This window comes from Aulosira sp. FACHB-615, assembly GCF_014698045.1.
In the GTDB taxonomy this organism is placed as follows: Bacteria; Cyanobacteriota; Cyanobacteriia; order Cyanobacteriales; family Nostocaceae; genus Nostoc_B.
Map to the genome: position 1 here is coordinate 50219 of NZ_JACJSE010000031.1, position 20956 is coordinate 71174.

Annotated in this window: 15 protein-coding genes and 1 CRISPR repeat array; of the genes, 9 read left to right on the top strand and 6 right to left on the bottom strand. The window is 39.3% G+C overall.

The window, feature by feature from the left end; translation table 11 throughout:
- Positions 1-81: 81 nt before the first annotated feature.
- The 6 genes from hpsN (at position 82) to H6G77_RS29360 (ending at position 6900) form a co-directional block, all read left to right on the top strand.
- Positions 82-1062, top strand: coding sequence for a hormogonium polysaccharide biosynthesis glycosyltransferase HpsN (gene hpsN / locus H6G77_RS29335; RefSeq protein WP_190594434.1), 981 nt, complete (start codon positions 82-84; stop codon positions 1060-1062).
- A 67-nt stretch (positions 1063-1129) separates the two neighbouring features.
- Complete coding sequence (hpsO, locus tag H6G77_RS29340; RefSeq protein WP_190873434.1) at positions 1130-2305, top strand: hormogonium polysaccharide biosynthesis glycosyltransferase HpsO; 1176 nt, start codon at positions 1130-1132, stop codon at positions 2303-2305.
- Between the two features lie 2 nt (positions 2306-2307).
- Positions 2308-3483: a hormogonium polysaccharide biosynthesis glycosyltransferase HpsP gene (hpsP, locus tag H6G77_RS29345; protein ID WP_190873435.1), complete on the top strand. Its 1176-nt coding sequence runs from the start codon at positions 2308-2310 to the stop codon at positions 3481-3483.
- A 174-nt stretch (positions 3484-3657) separates the two neighbouring features.
- Positions 3658-3954, top strand: coding sequence for a hypothetical protein (locus H6G77_RS29350; protein ID WP_242049341.1), 297 nt, complete (start codon positions 3658-3660; stop codon positions 3952-3954).
- A gap of 198 nt (positions 3955-4152) precedes the next feature.
- Positions 4153-4644, top strand: coding sequence for an orange carotenoid protein N-terminal domain-containing protein (locus H6G77_RS29355; protein WP_190594437.1), 492 nt, complete (start codon positions 4153-4155; stop codon positions 4642-4644).
- Between the two features lie 1071 nt (positions 4645-5715).
- Positions 5716-6900 (top strand): low temperature requirement protein A, encoded by a 1185-nt coding sequence (locus tag H6G77_RS29360; protein WP_190594438.1) that lies wholly within the window; start codon positions 5716-5718, stop codon positions 6898-6900.
- A 177-nt stretch (positions 6901-7077) separates the two neighbouring features.
- On the opposite strand, the gene H6G77_RS29365 is transcribed toward H6G77_RS29360, so the two are convergent.
- On the bottom strand, positions 7078-7734 hold the full coding sequence (locus H6G77_RS29365; RefSeq protein WP_190594439.1) for a TetR/AcrR family transcriptional regulator: 657 nt from the start codon (positions 7732-7734) through the stop codon (positions 7078-7080).
- A gap of 419 nt (positions 7735-8153) precedes the next feature.
- On the opposite strand from H6G77_RS29365, the gene H6G77_RS29370 reads away from it, so the two are divergent.
- The gene (locus tag H6G77_RS29370; RefSeq protein WP_190873436.1) at positions 8154-8351 is read left to right on the top strand and encodes a hypothetical protein; all 198 of its coding nucleotides are present in this window, start codon (positions 8154-8156) and stop codon (positions 8349-8351) included.
- A 49-nt stretch (positions 8352-8400) separates the two neighbouring features.
- Here H6G77_RS29370 and H6G77_RS29375 read toward each other — a convergent pair whose 3' ends face one another.
- The 3 genes from H6G77_RS29375 to H6G77_RS29385 form a co-directional block, all read right to left on the bottom strand.
- On the bottom strand, positions 8401-10293 hold the full coding sequence (locus tag H6G77_RS29375) for a hybrid sensor histidine kinase/response regulator (protein ID WP_190873437.1): 1893 nt from the start codon (positions 10291-10293) through the stop codon (positions 8401-8403).
- Complete coding sequence (locus tag H6G77_RS29380; RefSeq protein ID WP_190594204.1) at positions 10259-10756, bottom strand: response regulator; 498 nt, start codon at positions 10754-10756, stop codon at positions 10259-10261. Before H6G77_RS29380 ends, H6G77_RS29375 begins: the two co-directional genes overlap by 35 nt.
- Before the next feature lie 483 nt (positions 10757-11239).
- Positions 11240-13699 carry a PAS domain-containing protein gene (locus H6G77_RS29385; RefSeq protein ID WP_190873438.1) on the bottom strand — a complete coding sequence of 820 codons (2460 nt, stop codon included), beginning with the start codon at positions 13697-13699 and terminating at the stop codon, positions 11240-11242.
- 192 nt (positions 13700-13891) lie between these two features.
- Between H6G77_RS29385 and H6G77_RS29390 the strand changes: the two genes are divergently transcribed.
- Positions 13892-14386 (top strand): molybdenum cofactor biosynthesis protein MoaE, encoded by a 495-nt coding sequence (locus tag H6G77_RS29390; RefSeq protein ID WP_190873439.1) that lies wholly within the window; start codon positions 13892-13894, stop codon positions 14384-14386.
- On the opposite strand, the gene H6G77_RS29395 is transcribed toward H6G77_RS29390, so the two are convergent.
- Both H6G77_RS29395 and H6G77_RS29400 read right to left on the bottom strand, forming a co-directional pair.
- The gene (locus tag H6G77_RS29395) at positions 14360-18136 is read right to left on the bottom strand and encodes a tetratricopeptide repeat protein (RefSeq protein WP_190873440.1); all 3777 of its coding nucleotides are present in this window, start codon (positions 18134-18136) and stop codon (positions 14360-14362) included. The two genes, H6G77_RS29390 and H6G77_RS29395, sit on opposite strands and share 27 nt — an antisense overlap.
- A gap of 163 nt (positions 18137-18299) precedes the next feature.
- A CRISPR array of direct repeats spans positions 18300-19285; the repeat unit is 24 nt; unit sequence GTTTCCATCCCCGTGAGGGGTAAT.
- A gap of 336 nt (positions 19286-19621) precedes the next feature.
- Positions 19622-20365: a DUF4384 domain-containing protein gene (locus H6G77_RS29400; protein ID WP_190873441.1), complete on the bottom strand. Its 744-nt coding sequence runs from the start codon at positions 20363-20365 to the stop codon at positions 19622-19624.
- Between the two features lie 286 nt (positions 20366-20651).
- On the opposite strand from H6G77_RS29400, the gene H6G77_RS29405 reads away from it, so the two are divergent.
- Positions 20652-20930 (top strand): hypothetical protein, encoded by a 279-nt coding sequence (locus H6G77_RS29405; RefSeq protein ID WP_190873442.1) that lies wholly within the window; start codon positions 20652-20654, stop codon positions 20928-20930.
- Positions 20931-20956: the final 26 nt, after the last annotated feature.

Below are 20956 nucleotides of genomic sequence, written 5' to 3' on the forward strand. Positions count from 1 at the left end.
TTAAGTTTCCATCAACAGCGATAGACACCACATTGGGCAATTCTACTAGCAAAACAAACAATTTATTTCACAATCAAACACATGAATGATTTTCCTTTAATTTCCGTAATCATCCCAACTTACGGAAGAGATGAACCACTACGCGATAGTATCGTTGATATTCTCAATCAGGACTATCCAAATTTTGAAGTTTTGGTAATCGACCAATATCCAAAACACCAACCAGAAGTTCAAGCATATTTAGAAGAGGTAGCGGCAAAAGGGAAAATTAAATTGTTTCACCTAAATTGGGCGAGTTTACCAGGGGCGCGAAACTATGGTGTGCGTCGCTCATCTGGGGAAATAATTTTATTTATTGATGATGATGTAAAATTAACGCCTGGCTTTTTAATGGCTCATGCGAAAAATTATGTACAAAATCCAGAGGTAGGAGCTGTAGCTGGACGAGTATTTGACAGAATGAAATTGGGTGATTCTGGCGGAAAATTAGAAATTGAATATCTCCCTCCCCAAGCAATGGATCCTGGCATTGCTTGGTATCATATTGATTTAGTACATACTATTAAGCCCCAGCAGGTTTTAACAGCTAGGGGTTGCAATATGTCTTTTCGGCGCGAAATTTTTACGAAATACGGACTGAAGTTTGATGAGAGATTTCGTGGGAGTGCAGTCCGGGAAGAATCGGATTTTTGTTTGCGACTGCGACAGACTGGATACAAAATTTGGTATGACCCAAAAGCTGATTTAGTGCATTTGGGAGAAGAGACTGGGGGTTGTCATGATATTAGTATGCGATCGCTCAAATATCAACTCACTTTCTATCACAACCACTTTTTATTAGGGCTGAAAAATTTAACCTTGACTCAAGCCTTACGTTTATACGCCCGTTTATTTGATTGTCATGTTCTCGGAAGACCACCTTGTCATAAAAGTGGTTCACCTATCAAAATTCTCACTCGCGCTATTTTTTACACTTTGGGTTTCCTGAAGGCTTTGGGTACTGTCATTCAGTCAGTGTGGAATGATGGACAAATCTATAGCCATTTGGATGAACAAGTTTAGATTTTATCACCGCAGATAATATCATTTATCTGCGGTTAAATTTATCAATCTATCATGAAAATTAACTATGAGAATTTTAGTTGCTAGTCATACATATATAGTAGACCTTAATTGTGAAAAACTACGTGCTTTAGCTCAGTTAGCACCAGATATTGAGGTGACAGTTGTTGTGCCTAAAATCTGGAAGCCCGGTGGTGTACAGAATCAGACTATTGAAAGTCAATATAAAGATGAAGGTAATTTTAAAATAGTGCCGATTTCTAATTTCAGTCAAAATCATCAAGGGCTATTGACATTTGGAACTGATTTAATATCTTTGATGCAGCAATTTCGCCCACAAGTTATTCAAGTAGAACAAGCATCAAGAAGCTTGGCATACAGTCAGACGATTATTTTAAATAAATTGTTGGGATTAAAGGCAAAAAATATCTTTTTTACTTGGTGGAATTTACCTTACACATTAAAATTACCTGCGGCTTTATTAGAAAAATTTAATCTCAATAATAGCCACGGAATTATTTCTGGGAATCAAGATGGAGCAGAAGTTTTACGGCAAAGAGGGTATCAGGGCGCAATTAAAGTTATGCCCCAATTAGGTGTTGATGAAACTCTTTTTTCTCCCAAAAAACAACCAGAATTAGCTGCTAAATTAGGGATTAAACCTGATGATTTTGTGGTGGGTTTTGTTGGAAGATTTGTTCCAGAAAAAGGTTTATTGACTTTATTGCAGGCTTTAGTAACTTTAAAAAATGAATCTTGGAAATTAATGCTTTTAGGACGAGGCGAACTGCGAGATGAAATCTTGAAAATAGCCACAGATAATCAAATCCAAGACAGATTAATTATGGTAGAAAGTGTTCCTCATCACGAAGTTACTAATTATATTAATTTAATGAGTACCTTGGTGCTACCTTCCGAAACTACTTATAAATTTAAAACTTTAACTGCTGCTGGTTGGAAAGAACAATTTGGTCATGTATTAATTGAAGCTATGGCTTGTCAAGTGCCTGTGATTGGTTCTGATTCTGGGGAAATACCTCATGTGATTGGTGATAGTGGATTAATATTTCCCGAAGGCAATGTTCAACTACTGGCTGATTGCATCAAAAAATTGCTCAAGCAACCAGAATTACACCAAAATCTAGCTGTAAATGGCTATCAAAAAGCAATGGCAAAATACACTAATAAGGCACTTGCTAAAGAGCAGTATGAGTTTTATCAAGAATTATTTCAGAGTAAATAGGCATGAAAATTTTACAAATTGTTCCGTCTATTTCGTTAATTTATGGTGGCCCTAGCCAAATGGTTTTAGGGTTAGCGCCGGCTTTAGCAAAAGAAGGTGTAAAAGTTACTATTCTGACCACAGATAGCAATGGTGATACTGGTCAACAACCTTTAGATGTACCTTTAAATCGCCCAATTCAACAAGATGGTTATGAAATAATTTACTTTCGTTGTGCGCCATTTCGTCGCTATAAATTTTCTCTGGATTTACTTAATTGGCTAAAAATTCATGCTAAGGAGTTTGATATAGCGCATATTCATGCTTTGTTTTCGCCTATTAGTAGTGCAGCCGCGACGGTATGTCGGGAGAAAAAATTACCTTATATTTTGCGTCCTTTAGGTACTCTTGACCCGGCTGATTTACAAAAGAAAAAACAATTAAAAAAGCTGTATGTTGAGTTGATTGAACGCCAAAATTTAGCAGGTGCAGCCGCAATTCATTTCACTAGTGAACAAGAAGCAAAAATATCAGCAAGATTTGGAGTCAAGACAAAAGATTTAGTAATTCCTTTGGGTGTAAAACCAACGCAAAGAATTTCAGCAAGTGCAGTACGCAGTCAGTTAGGTATACCGGAAGATGTGCCTTTGGTGTTGTTTATGTCGCGTATTGACCCAAAGAAAGGTTTGAATTTGTTGATTCCGGCTTTAGAAAAGCTGTTGGCGGATAATCACAAGTTTCATTTTGTTTTAGCTGGGACAAATCCTCAAGACCCAGACTATGAAAACAAAATCAAATTTCAAATCGAAAATTCACCATTGCGATCGCATACTACCATTACAGGCTTTGTGAGTGGTGAATTGAAAGCTGGTTTACTGCAAGCGGCTGATTTATTTGTTTTACCTTCTTATTACGAAAACTTTGGTATTGCAGTCGCTGAGGCTATGGTTGCGGGAATACCTGTAGTGATTTCTGACCAGGTGCATATTTGGCAGCAAGTAAGCGATAGTCAGTCGGGATGGGTGGGTCAAACAGAGGTATCTTCGTTGTTGGAGTTATTGCAACAAGCTTTGCAAAATCCCCAAGAACGCCAACGCCGGGGAATAAATGCTCAAAAATATGCTTTAGAAAATTTTAGCTGGGATGCGATCGCCCGGCAAATGATTCAAGCCTATCAACAAATTCTCATCAATATGTGATAATTTCAGCCAAAATTCAGTAAAAATACTTCAAGTGTCCATGTTGGCTTTTCAAAGGTTATACCATTTTGGATTTTAGATTTTAGATTTTGGATTGGGTAAGGGTTGATCGGTAAGCTTTTGAGCCATCCATCTGTCGCAATCATTTTTTAATTTGGTATTACATTACCAGAAGTGACTCGCAAACTTATTCGTTTAATTATCGCCGTCCTTTATATCGTAGTTGATGATACTATCGCCGTATCTGCGGCTGGCTTTGGTGGCGGGTTAGTTGCGAGTGCAGCGATCGCAGCTAGTCAATTTATCATAGGTACAGCAGCGACTACAGCTAGTCAGCGATTTATTTACAACAATACAACAGGTGGGTTATTCTTTGACCAAGATGGCTCAGGTGCGATCGCCAGAGTTCAAATTGCGACACTCAACACCGGATTAGCCTTAACCAATGCAGATATCTTCGTTAATGCCTAAGAATTTGTAAATAATAAATCATGAATTTGGGAGGATAGCCAGCTTGTCTAACCTCCATATTTTCAATATTTTCAATGATTCATATCATTTCTGAATTATTCTCTTTGGTTGAACCACATCTATCTTCAGTAGGGTTAAACCAGAAATAGGTGTTTGATAAGGTGACTAATGGCAACATAAATCACAAGTAGATTTGTTATGACCTACACTCAAACTAGTGACCCTACCATTCGTAAATGTGTTGAATCTTGGCGAAAATTAGATGTAGATGAACAACTAGGTTTATTCTGGTTTATCTATAAAGAAATGGGTGAGTCTGTTACACCTGCGGCTCCTGCTGCTAGTACTGTTTCTCCAGAAATTGCTGAAGGTTTATTTAATCAGGTAAAAGAATTAAGTCACGAAGAACAATTACAAGTTCAGCGAGACTTAATTAATCGAGCAGATACTCAAATAAGCAGAGAATATGGTTCGTTAGGAGATACCACCAAACTGCTATTTTGGTATCGTCTCTCTCAAGGAATGGATAGTAATGTAATTATTCCTGTACCTGCTGGTTATCGTCTTTCTTCAGCAGCAGAAACTTTGCTGGAACAAATTAAAGAATTAGCTTTTGAACAGCAGATTAATCTTTTCCGCGACTATGTGTCACCAATGGGTGCAGAACCTAAAGCTGGCGCTGAAATTTAATTGTGAGGATATTGAGCTATGGCAAGCAAGGCTGTAGCTCAATATTCGTAATCCTAAATGATTTACCCACATCTTTCCCTTGTCTCTTTTCTTCACATATCAAATAAGACTGCTATAGCAATCCTCAGCCACAGATAAACACAGAGTAAAATTATATTTACTCTGTGTATTTTTTGGTTGCTCATTAGGATAGTTGCACCCTAAATTCGTAACGCCCTTGGTTTTATATTTATAATTTAAATAGTCTTTTTGTCAGTTACATCTATCTGACGAGTGGTTAATTTTTTTTAAATTATACACATCAATTTATCAATAATTGGCACTACACAAAAAAGTAAAACCCTAGGGCTGGGAATCCCTAGGGCTGATAACCTGACCACCTTTACTTTATTTATAATTGATGCAAAATTAAAGTGGATGTTTACAATAGACTTAAATATTTGGCTTATGTCTAGCAAGATTTTATGAAAAATATTATTAATATGATATTATTATCTCAACAAAATAATTCTATACATATTTTGTGGATAATCTCACTTATATTGCTCAAAATTATATTTTTTCTTGTTTAATGACTTTGATTAATTAAATTTCCAGGATAAAATTTATGATTTTATGTCTATATATACAGACTACACAGCTTGATTGCTAATAATAAATAAGGAAAAATAAAAGCATCATGATACATGATTGTAGCCAATTACAGTGACAGAAAGCCTAACCAAAGTCCGCAAGTGCGGACTTTTTATTTTGTCTTTATTAATCTGATTTAAAGTACAGTTTCTTGAGATTACATTTAAATTCTGACTTTAATTAACCGCAGATGAACGCAGCGAAAAGTTGAGCCAGTGCGTTGGGCGGGTTCCCCGACTCCTTCACTGGCGTTGCGTGGGTGGCTCTGCCGAATTGAGCAAACTTTTCAAGACAGATAAACGCAGATGAATTTGTACATCAGTAGGCTAGAAAAGCCTATAGCAATTCTCAATGATTGACAAACATCTCCCTCCCTTGTCTTCCTTATCTCTTTTGTCAGTATGATAAAAAGCTATTAGCGATTTGCCAGTAATTTTTATGACAAATTTTCTCCAGCCGCCAAGATTACGTATTGGTGAGGAAGATAGTGAAGAAGAAAGACGCGCCACTTGGCTGGAACTGTTTTATGATTTGGTGTTTGTGGTTGCTGTGTCGCAAGTAGCGCATAATCTCAAGGAAGACATTTCGCTGTCGGGATTACTGGGATTTGTAGTTTTGTTTATCCCGATTTGGTGGTCATGGATTGGGACGACGTTTTATGCTAACCGCTTTGATAGCGATGATGTGATTCATCGGTTGTTGGTTGGGGTACAAATGTTAACGGCTGCGGGGATGGCTGTGAATATTCATCATGGCTTGGGAGAAAGTTCGCCGGGTTTTGCTTTAGCTTATGCACTTGGTCGGGCTGTATTGGTGGCGGAGTATGTGCGGGCGGGGATACATATTCCGTCGGCGCGTCCATTAACAACTCGCTACGCCATTGGTTTTGCGATCGCATCTTTGATTTGGTTGAGTTCGGCTTTTGTCCCTGTTCCTTGGCGATTTGCACTTTGGGGCGTGGGAATTGCGATTGATTTTGGTACACCAATCACCGCACGCAAACATCAAATTGGCTTGCTTCCTCACGCTTCTCATTTACCAGAACGTTTTGGATTGTTCACAATTATTGTGTTGGGGGAAGCGATTATTGCGGTGGTTGAAGGTGTCTCACAACAAAAATGGCAGGTGTTGACTGTCATTTCCGCAATTTTTGGGCTGATAATTGCTTTTAGTTGGTGGTGGGTTTATTTTGACAATTTAGGTGGGACACCAATTGAAACTGCACGCACTCAAGGAAAAGTTGGGACGGTTAATATTTGGCTTTATACCCATTTACCCTTAGTAATTGGGATTGCGGCTACTGGTGTTGGTGTCGAAAAAATCTTGGTCAGTCCGCCAACTCTAGCGTTACCAGATGCCCAAAGATGGTTGATTTGTGGTTCAGTGGCATTATGCTCGTTAGCTGTGGGTGTTCTGCACCGCTATGGTGTGATTCGATATTGTAAGATTCGTTCGCTGTATCGCTTGGGCGGTGCTGTGGTGCTACTGGCGATCGCACTTTTTGGCAAAGGTTTATTACCAATCTTCGTCATCGCCTTAGTAGCTGTGGTTTCTGCTGTACAAGTTATTCAAGATTTGTCTCAAAGTCGCCCGACTACTCGCTTGGCTGATCCTGAAATTTAAGCCCCGACGAATTATAAGCTAATCAGCATTTAAGCTGCACTATTGAAATTGTACATAAATGACTTAAACTCTCTCCTCTGCCCCTCTGCTCCCCTGCGGTCTAAACTGCAAACTAAGTGCTTAATAGCTTATGAGGGTGTTGGATGTAAGCAATAAGTTGGACAAATAGTGATGATTTCACAAAGTCGCGTTGTTTCCACCAGACGGGAAATAGCTTTGCAGATAACTTAACGCCAAGCGTTTGGTTTCTGCTATCAATCGCGGTTGAAATGTTTTTTCTTGACTGAGGGATAGCCATAGTAATGTGCCGATCGCTTTGACTAAAATAAAGGCGATCGCTTCATAGTCTGTAGTCTCTAACCCTGCTTTGCGTTTAGCTAGTAAACTGGCTAAATCTTGCATCAATTTAGCATCCATCACCTCTCCGACGGCTTCTAATTCGGGCATTGAACCCTGGAGTGCCATAAAAATGGCGTAGTAACCAGGATTATCAGAGAAATGCTGGGCGGTGATATCAATCATTTGTTCTACTAGAATTTCTAAGGGCAGATTGGCTAATTCAGGATTATCCAGCACTGCTAACTTTTGATGAATATTTTCCTCATGACGCAAGGCAAGTGCCTGCATGATTGCAGATTTGTCAGGAAAAAACTGATAAAGTGACCCAATTGGGACTTTAGCACCAGAGGCGATCGCATTGGTTGTGGTGGCTGCATAGCCTTGAGTAATAAAAAGTTCTTCTGCTACATCCAAAATCCGATTAACTCGTTCCTGGCTACGCGCTTGTCTGGGTTGGCGGCGCATTCCACCTGCTGCTGATGGATTTTCATTCATAGATTACCTCCTAAGTCAATACAATTAAGGTGATGAGAGTTGATTTCTCAATTTCTGCTCTACCTATTAGAAAATGAGCAAGATTTGGGAGAGAATCCCCCAATCCCCCTCCAAAGTCATTTTTTTGTTTTTTGTTGAGTTATCATTTGCTGGTTTTGTTCTAATTTAGTAGGACTTACGCAACTAGCATATTTTTTCTGTAGGGTGTGTGACGCAATGAGAAGATTTGAACGTAGTCATCAGATTTATAGCGTCACGCACCAACCATCAATTGTTACTGAACTTTATTGCTCCAAAGGTCTGTTGAAATAAATGAGCGATACTCACATTCTACTTGACAATAAATGATTTCTGCTCATATTATTAAAACATGAGCGATACTCATATATTATTGCAGATTTTGATGGAGTAATGTTGCTATGAGCCAAGATTTACTGACTCTACCTCATCCCAAGTTTATAACGACGATAAAAGAAGACAGATGCGATCGCTGGGGGTTGATGCTTTGTGGTACTCCAGAAAGAACAATTCACAATCGACGCTACCAAAATGCGATCGCACTTTTGGATGAAACTTTGTCTGCCATGATTAACCATCACCGAAGCGGCGGCGGATAAGGGAACGGAGAGCAAGTTTTCCATAATCAATGACAGCCTTCTTTGAATTTTAGTTTTTATCTTTGATAAAACTAATCGCTTCTAATAACTGATTAGCTGTATAAGGTTTCGACAAAAAAGCTTGAATCCCCATATTATAAGCGGCATTCACCTTATCACTAGAAACCAGGCCACTGATAGCAATAATTTTGACTTCTGGGTTAATTTTTTGCAAAGTGCGAATAGTCGTCAGACCATCCATAGAAGGCATAAGCATATCAGTTAATACCAAAGAAATTTCATCTCGATGTTCAGCATATAAAGCGATCGCCTCAATGCCATCGCTGGCGGTAATGGCTTTATAGTTATAACTTTCAAGAGATGTTTTAGTAATATCCCGAATTGCAGCTTCATCATCAACAATCAAAATTAATTCTCCATTACCGCCAGGAAATACTGCTTCTACTTCTTCTACAGTTTCGGTGATTTCCTGTGCTGGCAAATATATTTTAAATTGGCTACCTTGTCCTGCTTCACTATGAACATTGATAAAACCGCCGTGGTTTTTTACAATTCCTAGTACTGTGGAAAGTCCTAACCCTGTGCCTTTACCAAGTTCTTTAGTTGTAAAAAATGGCTCAAATATGCGGTCTAATATTTCTGTGGGAATACCTAAACCAGTGTCAATTACAGAAATCACTATATATGGGCCAATTTTAGAATCAAGGTGCATATTGGCATAATTTTCATCTACCACAAAATTTTCGGCAGTAATTTTTAATATTCCCCCATTGGGCATGGCATCACGGGCATTCACACACAAATTCATCAGCACTTGATGTAGTTGAGTAGCATCACCAGATATCACCCATAGATTTTGCGCTAATAGAGTTGTAATTTCGATAGTTTTGGGAAATGTTTCTTTAATAATCTGCTGAATTTCGATGATTAAATGTTTAAATTGGACAAGGGTGCGTTCTCCCTCCATTCCCCGCGTAAAAGACAAGACTTGTTTGACTAAATTTGCTCCACGTTTAGCGTTCGTGATTAATATTGGTAATAACCTGCGAGAACGTTCATCTTGTAATTGGACTTCTAAAAGTTGGGCTGTCATTAAAATTGGTGCCAAGACATTATTGAGGTCGTGAGCAATACCACTAGCTAATGTGCCAATACTTTCTAATCTTTGCGCCCGCAGAAATTGGGCTTCTAATTGTTGTTTTTGAGTAATGTCAGTATTAACGACTAAAATTGCTTGGGTTTGATGTGCAAAATCACTTACTAATGTCCAACGACTTTCGACAATAATTTTTTTATTAGCTGCTGTGGTTTGGTATAATTCTCCTTGCCAAGAACCATGTTTCATTAATAACCGCAGTGCTTCTTGTAACCGAGATAAGTCTTTTTCTTGCCACAAATCTGCTGTTTTTTTACCAATGACTTCCTCTTTTTGCCAACCATATAAAGTTTCGGCAGCTTTGTTCCAAAACAAGATGTTATCATCTAAATCGCGGACAAAAATTGCATCGGTGGCGACATCAAGTAAGGCGGCTTGTTCGCGGATTTTTTGTTCTGTTTGTTTGCGTTCAATGGCGTAGCGAATGGAACGTTCTAATAAAGGTGCAGTTAATTGACTTTTTTCTAAATAATCGGCTGCACCGGCTTTCATGGCTTCGATATCAATTTCTCGATCGCCTTGACCTGTGAGTAAAATAATTGGTGCAGTACAACCATTAGCGACGGCTGCGCGTAAAAGTTCGAGTCCGTTGTGAATGCCTAAACGATAATCTACTAGATATATATCATGTTGATTTTGGGCGATCGCCTGTTGTGCATCTGCATAATTATCTATCCATGATAATTCACAGCTTGCGACTTGAAATTCCCCGAACCAATCACGAGTCAAAATATAATCATCTTCGTCATCATCAATGAGTAGAACTCTGATTGGGTTTTTCTTCATTTTCTCCTCCCACTACTGCTAGTGGTAATTCCACAATTTCAAACCAGTATTTACCAAAGGTTTCCATTAGTTCTACTAAGGCAGAAAATGTCATTGGTTTGACTATGTAAGAATTAGCACCCAAACTGTAGGTGTGATGAATATTTTCTTCTGCCTTTGAGGTGGTCAGGACGATAACCGGAATTGTTCTGAGTTCAGGGTCGGTTTTAATTTCTTTTAGCACCTCCAAGCCGTTTTTTTTGGGCATATTCAAGTCCAGCAAAATCAAGCCAGGACGTGGTGCAAGTTTGTTGTCAGTATATTGACCACGGCGATGGAGATAATCCATCAATTCTTCTCCATTACTGACTGTATGTAAATCGATGGGCAATTGACTCACTGTGATTGCCTCACGGACTAACATACTGTCATCTTCGTCATCATCAGCCATTAAGATAGTCACGGTTGGTTGCCGACCCTTCACTATGAATTTTCTCCTGAGATATATACTTATTAGTATGGATTAAAGCTGGAGAAAAAACCCAAATATTCTGATATCTTTGACAGCTTGTCAAACTTACACCTTGATTCGCGGTTAAATTGCTAAACTTCTGATTTCCAGTAGATATTCGCCTCCTGGATTTATGCTTGAGCTTATAATAGCTATTCTAGATTCTGGCTTTCAAGTCATCATTTCTACGGTTTTGCGGGAAAATTGCTGGTAGTTTCTAGATGTATAGCAGTAGTCAGAGATGTTAGGACAATTTCAAAGTTTGAATGCCAGAAATAGTAAGACTTTTCCTCCTGACTTGAAAGAGGGTGTAAGGGTGTAAGGGTATGGGGGTGTAGGGGAAGGATATCTTTCATCTATGACTGTGAAATTTTTTCATCGGGACTGCCTTCTGCTATATTTGTCCAATTAACCCTATTTTTCAGAACTGGAATAATACCTCTGGCAGAAGAAAAACTATGTAGGAGAATTTATTGGCAAATTGACAATTAATTTTGTACCTTTTCCTGGGGTGCTTTGAGCAGTAATTGTGCCGAAATGGCGTTCGGCGATTTTGCGACAAATAGTTAAGCCAATGCCTGTACCTTCATATTCTCGCCGACCATGTAACCTTTGAAAAATTTGAAAGATGCGATCGCTATACTTTTGTTCAAATCCAATACCATTATCTTCGATGATAATTTGACAAAATTCCAGTCCCACGGCTAATTGTGCTGATTGATTATTTAAATGTTGACTATATATTTTGACAATAGGTGTCATTTGTGGGTGATGAAATTTCAAAGCGTTACCAATGAGATTTTGCATTAATTGGCGCATTTGCAGAGGATCAGCTTTGATTGTTGGTAAATCTTCCACTTCCACAGTTGCGCCTGTTTGTTGAATTAAAACTTCTAAATCCGACAATACCTCTTGGGTGATTTCAGCTAAACTTACAGATACAAAAGGTTGCGCTCTGGTTGTTACCCGTGAGAGCGTTAACAAACCTTCAATTAAAGTCTGCATTCGCAAAACAGCATTCTGCATTCTTTCTAAATAATCAGATGCAGCTTCAGGTAAAGAGTCACCACAAGTAATGAGTAAGCGTTCGCTAAAAGTTTTAATTTTGCGTAGCGGTTCTTGTAAATCATGGGAAGCAATAAAGGCAAATTCTTGCAGTGCTTCATTAGAACGGCTGAGTTCTTGTCGTTGACGAGTTTCGGTTTCCAGAATTTTGCTTTGGGTTAAAGCAATACCAATTTGATCTGCCAGTTGTTGCAAAAGTTCAATTTCCCAGTTATTCCACTGTCGGGGATGTACACACTGATTGGCAATTAATAAGCCCCAGATTTGATTTTGGAGAAAGATTGGTACCGAAAGAACAGCTTTGACACCCAACTCTTGCATAATTTTCAGGTGTGGCGGTGAGATGTTTGCCGCTTCTTGTTCGTCGTCTAAATTACTAATGGCGTTAATTATTCCCTGGCTGTATTTTAAAACATACATTTCTCCGAGAGTCGGCTCATTCAATTCCAGACTTGAGGCCATTGGCAAACCAGGAACCACGGCTTCTTTTAAAATTAAGATTGAGCCGTTGGAACGTAGTCGTAAAATCAAAACTCTATCTGCACGCAGTAATTTTTGTACCTCAGTGACACTGGTTTGCAAAATTTCGTCAATCTGTAAAGACTGGCGAATTTTGACAGTGATGTCAGCAAATAGTTGCGATCGTAAATTTTGCCATTGTAATTGTGCCTGTACTCGCTTACGTTCAGTAATGTCCATCATCGCACCAATCATCCGCACTGGTTGACCTGCTTGGTCATGGACAATATAAGCTCGGTCTAAAATGTAAGCATAGGAACCATCATAACGACGAAAGCGGTATTCATGTGACCAAAATTGTTGCCCGCTATTAATAGCAGCCCACATATCAGTATCAATTATTGGTTGATCTTCTGGATGTATGCGTTCATACCACCAATTTAAATCAGCACTCAACTCTGCTAAGGGATAGCCAAACAGGGTTTGTACAGCTTGATTCCACCACACCTGATTCGTCAGCAAATCCCAATCCCAAATCACATCATTAGTTGCACGGGTAATAATTTGAAATCGCTCTTCACTCTGGCGCAATTCTGCTTCTGCTTGTTTACGCTTGGTAATATCTATCACGATCCCAGACATTCGCACAGGTTCCCCAGCCGCGTTGCGAAAAACTACACCTTTGCTCACTAACCAGCGAATGCTACCATCAGCTAAAACAATCCGAAATTCTACATCATACTCCGCATCTGTTTGCACTGCTTCGATTACCGAGATGTTGACAAAATCCCGGTCTTGGGGATGAACATAGTGTAAAAAAGTTTCATACCGACCATCAAAACTACCAGGTTCCAAGCCAAACAGTGCTTCTTTGTTATCTGACCAACTAACTTGATTAGTAATTATATTCCAGTCCCAAGTTCCCATCCGAGCAGCTTCTAGGGCAATTTTCATTTGGGTTTCTCGTAATTGCGCCTGTTGATTTTGCTGACGTAATTTCTTGATGGCGCGAGATGCTGCTAAAAGATGGCGGATTCTGTGGGATAATACTACCCATTGAATTGGTTTAGTAATGTAGTCGGTTGCACCCACGGCAAAAGCTCGCTCTACCGATGCTGGCTCGTAAGCCGCAGTAATCATTAATATTGGTGTATCCTGAATATCTGGTAATTTTTGTAATTTTTCGCAGCAAGTAAACCCATCCATAACGGGCATAATAGCATCTATAATTACCATATCTGGATGTAAATTAGTGTAGGTAGTAATTGCTTGGCAACCATTACTAGCTTCTACGACTCGATATCCAGCATATTCCATCAGTTGACGCAGATGAATTCTGGTCACATCGTCGTCATCGACAATCAAAATCAGCGCCGAATCTTGATTAGTCATGGTGATTGGTAGTTCTTCATCAATATCAAAATTTAAAATCAGAAATTTAAAATGCTATGGCTTATACAAATTATTATCAACTCTGTGATGGGACTCATATTTGATTTCTGAACAAAATCAATACAATCTCTGTTCCCTGTTCCCTTTTCCCTACCTTCACTCCTTAAATTCAGAAATCAAACCAAATTTTATATGACCACTACATTTACCGCACCAATTAAACCAAGACTCGAAGATAGTTTTGCAATTACCTTTGCTCCCTTATCCCTTGAGGAAGTCTACGCCAAAGCGGACGATGCAGCTAACGGTGCTGTGGTGGTGATGAGTGGTATGGTACGCAACAACACTGATGGACAACCTGTCGTCGCCCTAGAATATCAAGCTTATGAACCGATGGCGATGCGGGTGTTTTATCAAATTGCGGCTGATATTCGCACATTTTGGCCTGATGTTAAACGAGTTGTGATTCATCACCGCATTGGTAGGTTACAAGTAGGCGAAATCAGCGTTTTAGTCGCTGTCGGCTGTCCCCATCGCGGTGAGGCGTTTGAAGCCTGTCGCTATGCTATTGATACTTTGAAACATAACGCGCCAATTTGGAAAAAAGAACACTGGCAAAATGGTTCTACCACTTGGGTGAGTATTGGTGCTTGTGAACAGTCAGGACAAAATTGCTTTAATTGTTAGTGGCTCTGTGTTTCCTTGACAAATCCAAGCTCCCCAGTAAAAAGGATGCTGTAAAGGTGTGTCTTTTTCTTGACAATCAATCTGAGTGTTTGGTGATAATTCATTGACTTGTAAAATTTCTTTGAGTGCCTCAACACCCAAGGCAGATTGCTGTAATTCTTTGACAGTAATTGTACGTATATAGTTCTGAGTTTGATGTAACGCTTCGGCACGACCAACACCAGACTGTAGATGATCAAAAAAACTTTCCATCAAGAAAGCCGTCACTCTATCAGGAACTGGCCATAGGCTCATAACTAGGGTTTGTGAACCTGCTACAGCAAAAGCCCGACGCAAACCAAACACCCCTTCACCGATTTTAATATCGCCTCTGGCAGTATCACAAGCACAAAGAACCGTCAGTTGATTATCCCACAAATCTAAACCGGCGATATCTTGGGCAAACACAAAACCTTTACCTGCGTCTGAAGGAAGAGTGCCACCGCATAGCCATGTGTTAGCACCTGCTAAAGCCAGTCCAGAACGCATCATCGGGTTTTCTGTTTTGGTGGTTCGCAGACGTTCTATACTCAAAAAAGTACGCTGGCGATCGCGTCGTTGAAGTTCAGAGTCACTCAAAAATAGACCGTGAGTCGCAATCAGCATGATATTAGGACACTCACTATTAATTAGGCGGCTTTCTAGTGCTTCTGCACCTAAGTATAATTTTGCATCTAGAAGTTTTTTCGCCACACTTTCACCCAAAAATCTTGTCCCCACAGCGCGACGGAAGGTTGTTTCTGGGATGGGTGGTTTGATTTGCGTTTCGGACTTGGAAGCTATCTGGGTAGCGGACTCTGCTGTTAAATCAAAATCAGGATCAGCAATAATTAGCGGTGCAGAGATGGAATGTTTTGGCTTTGGAACTTTGCTGTGAAGAATTTCTCTGCCGACACTGAGATAACTGATGGTGTATTCATCCATTAACAGTCTTGTACCAGTGCTATTGATAGGCAAAATTTGAAACGGTACTAAGTTTAAGTTGCCATCGGGTGCGATAATCAGATGTCGGCTATTTTTAATAAACTCACGGATAGGTGCAAAAAGCAGTTGACTTAGTTGAATAGCGGCTGTGGAATCGTAAGATTGAATATGCAGCTTTGGTTTGTTGAAGGTTTTTCTCAAAGCTAATGTTGGCTGGTGATAGTCAGAGGCTTGCAGGCGAAATATCTGAATTACTTCATCAATGGTTGCGGCTATTCCTAAGTCAAGCATCTGCACTGCGTTTGGTTGTCCGGCTGGCAAAATAAATGCTAAATAGCGCGGCGGATACCATTGAGTTTCTTGGTTTGCGGCAACTGCCTGAAAATCAAATACATCAAAGCGGACAAATTCGATCAGAATAGAATCAGGCGGTAAAGCTGCGGCTATGGCTTGACGGTCAAAAGTTTGCTCAGATAACCCAATTTCTGGAACTTGCAATGCTAGTTGTTTTTGCAAGTAATTATACTGGGCTTGCAGTTGAGTAATATTTTCTCGATAGGTTCTAAACTGGTGTGTGGTTTTTTCTGTGGTTGCGCTGATGTCAGGTTGGGGAATAGAGAAGGTTAAATGTACCAGTCGCGTATTTAAATCACTCAACTGGCGGAATTGTTCTTGGAGTTGGGGGTAGCGTCCACTGTAGAGGGCTTGGTTTTGAGCAGCCAGCGCCGATGCTGTTAGTCCTTTGCGTTTTAAAATAAAATCTAAGGCTGCGAGTTTGGCGTTATCTGAGTGTGATAGGTGTTTGTAGACTAAGGAAAGAAATAAATCAACATTATTTCTGATTTTGTCGAGGAAGGAGAGGCGATCGCTTTCGGAACTAAACGAAAATATGTTACTAATAATCTTGTCTTCTATTTTGCTGGCTGCTATGCGATAATCTAAAGCCTCATCTGGACGATTGATAGCAGCTAACACAGTCGCCAGATTATTCATACTAAATGCAACATCGGGATGTTCTTCTCCTAACCAGCGTTTTCGTATCGCCAAAGTTTCGATATATTTCTGTTCTGCTTCCGCAAAGCGCCCCAGAGAGAAATAGAGTTCAGCTAAATTATTAATGCTGATAGAAACTTTTGGGTGTTCTTCTCCTAATAATGACTGTCTCAGTTTTAATGCTGCTAAATGCAGTTGTTCTGCTTCTTGATAACGCCCTTGAAAATCATAAATCACAGCTAAGTTATTCATTGTGGTGGCTACTTGCGGGTGTTGATTCCCAAAAGCAGTTTTCACAATGTTTAAAGCTTGTAAAAATAATAATTCTGCTTTTCGATATTGAGTTAAATCATCATATAATACTGCTAAGTTATTCAAAATTACAGCCACAAATGGATGTTGTTCTCCTAACAAGCTTTTTGCCATTGCCAAGGCTGCTAAATGTAGTTTTTCGGCTTCTGTATACCTGCCTTGGAGACGATAAATTACGGCTAGTTGGTTGAGAGTATTAGTAATTTCTGGATGTGAGTTACCCAGAGTGTTTTTTTGGATTTCTAACGCAGCTAAATATTTCTGTTCCGCTTCTGCATAGCGTCCTTGTTCTTCATAAAGTGCTGCTATATTCAAGAAATATTGGGCAATAATTGGATGTTCTTTACCAAGAGATTTTTCTAGCATTGGTAAGACTTGCAAATATTTCTTTTCTGCTGCTAAATAGCGGCCTTGATATGTGTAAACAACAGCAATACTACTTAAAGTCTCAGCAATATCAGGATGTTCAGAAGCAAACAATTTTTCTCTGATGGTATGAGCTTCTAAATAAAGTTTTTCAGCTTCTAAATAACGCCCTTGGCTGAGATAAACTTCTGCTAAGTTACTCAAACTCACAGCCACATCAGGATGCTGATTTCCTAGCAAGCGTTTCCGCATTGCTAAAGCTGCGAGATATTTCTGTTCTGCTTCTAGATAGCGTCCTTGTTCTTGATAATTGCTGGCCAGATTATTTAAGGTAGAGGCGATGTATGGATGTTCATTTCCGAGAATTTTTGTCCATTTTTCTAAAATTTCGATAAATTTAATTTCAGCTTCTGAATAACGCCCTTGCGCGTCATACAATGCAGCTAAATTATTCAAAGTAACCGCAATTTCTAAATGTTCATCGCCAAATAAGCTTTTTTTCATGGTCAACGCTTCTAAGTGCATTTTTTCTGCATCAGCATAGCGTCCTTGTGTGGTGTAAATGGCTGCTAAATTATTTAAGGTTTGAGCAATATCAGGATGTTCCTCACCAAACAAGCGTTTCCGCATTGCTAAAACTTCTAAATGTACTTGTTCAGATTGAAAATATTTGCCTTGCTCTCGATATATCTCTGCTAGATTATTCAAATTAGTCGCAATTTGAAAATGTTCTTTACCAAATATGTTTTGCCATAATTCTAGGGCTGATAAAAATAGCTTTTCTGCTTCTACATAATTACCTTGGGAATAGTAAAAGGCGGCGAGATTATTTAAAGATTGGGCAACATCAGGATGTTCTGAACCTAAAAGATTTTTTCTGAGGGTTAAGGCTTGCAAGTATAACGGTTGGGCTAATAAGTAATGTCCTTGCATCCGATATAATTCGGCGAGGTTATTTAAGCTATCACAATATTCAGGATTTTCTGTTAGCTGTTGATGTTTGCCTAGATTTACAGCTTGCTGGGCAACTATTAGAGCTTGTTCTAGGTTTCCTTTTCCTGCTAATTCGACAACTTGTAAGTTAAGTTGATTGAGTTGTTGTATAAGTTTTTTCATCTGCTAGTTCCAGATGTTTATATGTTTTTTTCGCTTTTATTAATTACTTATAGCACTCCTAAATCATCAGTGAACAACAAGATCCCCGACTTCTTAAAGAAGTCGGGGATCTGAGCCTCTCCATTTTCACAAATCAAATAGGATTGGTATATCTTATCTAAAATTCCTCATCCCTGTGAGGGGTAATTAATTGAAAACCCGTATGGCTGCTGAACGTTTCACACAAGAAACTGGTTTAGTTTCCATCCCCGTGAGGGGTAATTAATTGAAAACATTTTTGTTTTCAGAAAGTTTTGAAAATTTTTGGGTAAAGTTTCCATCCCCGTGAGGGGTAATTAATTGAAAACACTAATAATATTTCAAAGAACAGGTGTAATTCTACGCAAGTTTCCATCCCCGTGAGGGGTAATTAATTGAAAACTGCTCGCACAGGTTTTGGAGGCGAAAGCGGAAGCATTGTTTCCATCCCCGTGAGGGGTAATTAATTGAAAACCAGCGCCAGCGCCAATCCCAACCCAGCCGCAATTGCGGTTTCCATCCCCGTGAGGGGTAATTAATTGAAAACTGTTGACTGGGATAAAGGAATTGACCAGTGGCTGCTTCCTGTTTCCATCCCCGTGAGGGGTAATTAATTGAAAACGAAAAAAAAAGCCGAAGAAAGGGCAGTTTATTGGGAATGTTTCCATCCCCGTGAGGGGTAATTAATTGAAAACAGCTGTCTGATATTGTGGTGCCAATCCACAGGAAATAGTTTCCATCCCCGTGAGGGGTAATTAATTGAAAACTTGCGGTATAGTCGGAAATTTTATGCAGGTTCCGTACTGTTTCCATCCCCGTGAGGGGTAATTAATTGAAAACCAAAATATGTCCCAAAATCACAAGGGGGCACCAGTGATAGTTTCCATCCCCGTGAGGGGTAATGAATTGAAAACGTTTTTGCTTATGATCTCTCTGTTTTTTGGCTTTCTTTTGTTTCCATCCCCGTGAGGGGTAATGAATTGAAAACCGGTTCGGAATAGCCCGACAGTAAAAAAAATACCCCCTGTTTCCATCCCCGTGAGGGGTAATGAATTGAAAACGCTTATGGCTTTTCATGGGGAGAATTTAAAGGAAAGTTTCCATCCCCGTGAGGGGTAATGAATTGAAAACCCTACCCTTTTAGAAGCCTTAGCCAGAGAGGGTTAGAGATAGGCATTTCTGAGGGGGGTCTAATTTACCTGTCAATAAACACATATTATTGAGAATAGCAGACTATTAGACTATCCTCAAAAGCTTATACAGTAAGCTATCTGAGGGGGTCAACGAAAAAATAAGGGTTTCAGCCATTGCCTGACCCCCGCAGGTAAACTTATGTAAAGAAAGTCAAAATCAATACTTCAAGATTCAGTTGGAAACTTGATATTAAATTTTCAAGGTTCTGTGCTTTTAAAGGGCAGTATAACAAAATACTTTAAATTTTGAAAGCTTCAAACATTAACTTTTCTATCATGCAGTAATCAGATAATCTGTATGCCAAAGTTGATATTCTCCGTGTTTGGTCAGATATTCTAGTAACTCTGTCAAATGACGAGCCTCTAATTCTAAAACCTCATCATTATCTTGGGTTAACCAGTCTAATTGAGGTACTTCTTTGGTAATGATGGCGATAATTTCTTCCTTACCGGGAGTGCCTTCGACGGGAAAAGCATTTATTGGTGAACCTAGTTGCGGTAAGCTGGTTTTGCCTGTATCTAAATGTGGCTGTTGAGCAAAACATGAGGGACAAAAACACCACATTTGATTAGATGTATCTTTTTGGAGTAGTAACAAATAACCCGGAGTTGAGAAGTTTAGCTCTACTTGAATGTAACTACCAAGTTTTACCGATTTCTCATATCGGCTTGGGGTTTTCTTCCCCCAGCCTAGTGTTTCTTCTTTGACTAAAACTAACCCCATTTGTTCTGTTGGCGAACCTAATGATTGAAGTTGTTGCCATAACTTATCGAGGGGTGAGAGTTCTTCAGTTTCTACATCACCAAACATGGCGATGTCTTTCCAATCTAAACCCAGAAACACGCATATTTCTTGAAAGTTTGTACGATATATCGGTTTAGCGTTGAAGAAATTACTAACAGTTGAATAACCTAATCTTACTTCCTCAGCAAAATCTGTTTGAGTTAAGTTTTTAGCTTTTAGGGCTTTTCTTGCCAGTTTCACGCCTTCGGGTGATGCTACCAGAGTTCGAGACATAACAAGTAAAAAGTAAAAAGTGAAAAGGTAAAAGTTGACTGCTATTTCACGATAATTTGTGTTTGTAAAAATTGAGAAATTAGTCATAAAAATTTTGGAATTAGTGGTTGACAGGTATAATTTTATACTTTAAAATTAAATACATGATAAAGGCGATCGCTTCTTTCCCTTAAGAACAAAGCAACCGCCCTTATCTAAACCCCACAAAAGGTAAAAGCGATCGTCTGATTCCGGCAAAGAAGAGAGCGATCGCTTTTATACCCCTCACAAAAGGAGCATACAGATAATGATGGCACAATTACTCAAATTCGCCCAATTCCAATTAGTCCAGTTTTTAAGACAAAACTTCCACTTCTCCACTCCCAAGCAAATTTCCCAACCAGCATTTCCCCACCGAGAACCAATTAAACATTTGCTCATCGGTTCTCCCAAAGCCGTCACCAGTACAATTCACTATTTGCAAGTTATTGGTTACGCCAGCGTAGGAGATTGGAGTCCATTGCAACCAACGGGGAATCCAGATGAGGTGATGAGTATTTTAAGCCGTCAAATTTCCATCCAGTAATCTCAATTGAGAGACGTTGCTATGCA